The 1,937-nt window shown below is 70.0% G+C and carries 1 protein-coding gene; it reads left to right on the top strand.

Annotated elements, in window-relative coordinates:
• Positions 1-85 precede the first annotated feature (85 nt).
• The coding region (locus tag AC08ON_RS02225) for a polysaccharide biosynthesis protein (RefSeq protein WP_476616363.1) at positions 86-1,937 on the top strand (1,852 nt) is incomplete at its 3' end.

The raw sequence follows: 1,937 nt of genomic DNA, 5'->3' as shown, positions 1-1,937 counted from the left end.
ACCACTCACCGTCATCGAAGACCGACTCAACATACTCGATGGGTAGTCATTCTTTTACTCTTAGCCACGCTTACTCTATGGCCTCATGTGGAGACGTAGAGTAGACGGAGTGGGTCATGGTCGGTGGACAGCGCACATCGCACGGCGCGTCTCCCGGCTCAACCTCCGTCAGCGGGTCGGCCTGCAGATCACTCTGGACAGTGCGGCGCTGGTCCTGGGCCTCATCTCGGCCCAGATCGGCCGCCTGGACTTCACGCTCGGCGCGCTGAGCGATCTCGGCTTCTGGGTCATCTGCACGCTCGCCGTCTGCGTGCTCCACTTCCTGGGCACCGCCCTGCACCTTTACCTGGGGCGCTACCGCTTCGGCGGCTTCGAGGAGGTCCTCGGCCTGCTCGTGTCGGTCCTGCTCACGGTCGTCAGCGTGGTCGTCGTCATCGCCGCGTTCGGCTCCCCGAGACCCGTCCCGCTGAGCGTGCCGCCGCTGGGCGGCGCGGTGGCCCTGGTCGTGATGTTCGGCATCCGCTACCTCTGGCGGCTGACCGAGGAACACCTCCGTCGGCCGAGCAGGGAGCACGCCAAACCGCTCCTCGTGTTCGGCGCCGGTGACGGGGCTGAACGGGTACTGGCGGCCATGCTGCGCACCCGGAACAGTCCTTGCTACCCGGTCGCGCTGCTCGACGACGACCCGAGCACGCACAACCTCCAGCTACTCGGGGTCCGGGTACGTGGTGGCCGGGAGCGGATCGGCGCCGTCGCCGAGTCGACCGGGGCCAGGACCCTGCTCGTGGCGATCCCCAGCGCCGACGGCCCACTGCTGCGGGAGATCAGCGCAATCGCCGAGGGCGCCGGGCTGACCGTGAAGGTGCTTCCCCGCGTCGCGGACCTGATCGACGGGCGGGTCGGCGTCGGGGACATCCGCGACCTCGACCTCGCCGACCTCCTCGGCCGGCGGCAGATCCGCACCGACATGTCCGCCGCCGCGAGCTACCTCGCGGGCCGACGGGTGCTCGTGACGGGGGCGGGCGGATCGATCGGTTCGGAGCTGTGCCGTCAGATCTCCGGCTACGGACCGGCCGAACTGATCATGCTGGACCGGGACGAGTCGGCACTGCGCGCGGTGCAGCTGTCGATCTCCGGCCGGGCGATGCTCGACGACGACGCCATCGTGCTGGGCGACATCCGCGACATCGACCTGATGACCACGCTGTTCACGGAGCGCAGGCCCGAGGTCGTCTTCCACGCCGCCGCGCTCAAACACCTCCCGCTGCTCGAACGCTTCCCCGGCGAGTCGGTGAAGACCAACGTCTGGGGCACTCTGACGATCCTGGAGACGGCCGTGGCCTGCGGCGTCGACCGGCTGGTCAACATCTCCACGGACAAGGCGGCGAACCCGACGAGCGCCCTCGGCTACTCGAAGCGGATCACCGAGCGGCTCACCGCGTGCCTCGCCCGCCGGGCCCGCGGAACGCTGGTCAGCGTCCGGTTCGGCAACGTCCTGGGCAGCAACGGCTCCGTCCTGACCGTCTTCGCCGGCCAGCTGGCCGCCGGCGGGCCGATCACCGTCACCCACCCCGAGGTCACCCGGTACTTCATGACCATCCACGAGGCGGTGCAACTGGTCCTGCAGGCCGGGGCGCTGGGATCACCCGGCGAGGCCCTCGTGCTCGACATGGGCGAGCCGGTACGCATCGCGGACGTGGCCGCCCGGCTCGTGGCTCGGGAGAACCGGCCGATCGAGATCGTCTACACCGGGCTCGGCCCCGGCGAGAAGCTCCATGAGGAGCTCCTCGGTGCGGGCGAGGACGACCATCGACCACACCACCCGCTGATCTCGCACGTGGACGTGCCCGCCCTGGACCCGACCCACGCCCTCGCCCTCGATCCCTGGGCCCCGCCGGAGGAGGTGCTGGCCGAACTCGCGGCCCTCGCCGGCGCGG

This window comes from Frankia sp. CoWAU3, assembly GCF_977971855.1.
The sequence above is the reverse complement of the archived record's forward strand: the minus strand, read 5'-3'. Positions and strand labels throughout refer to the sequence as shown.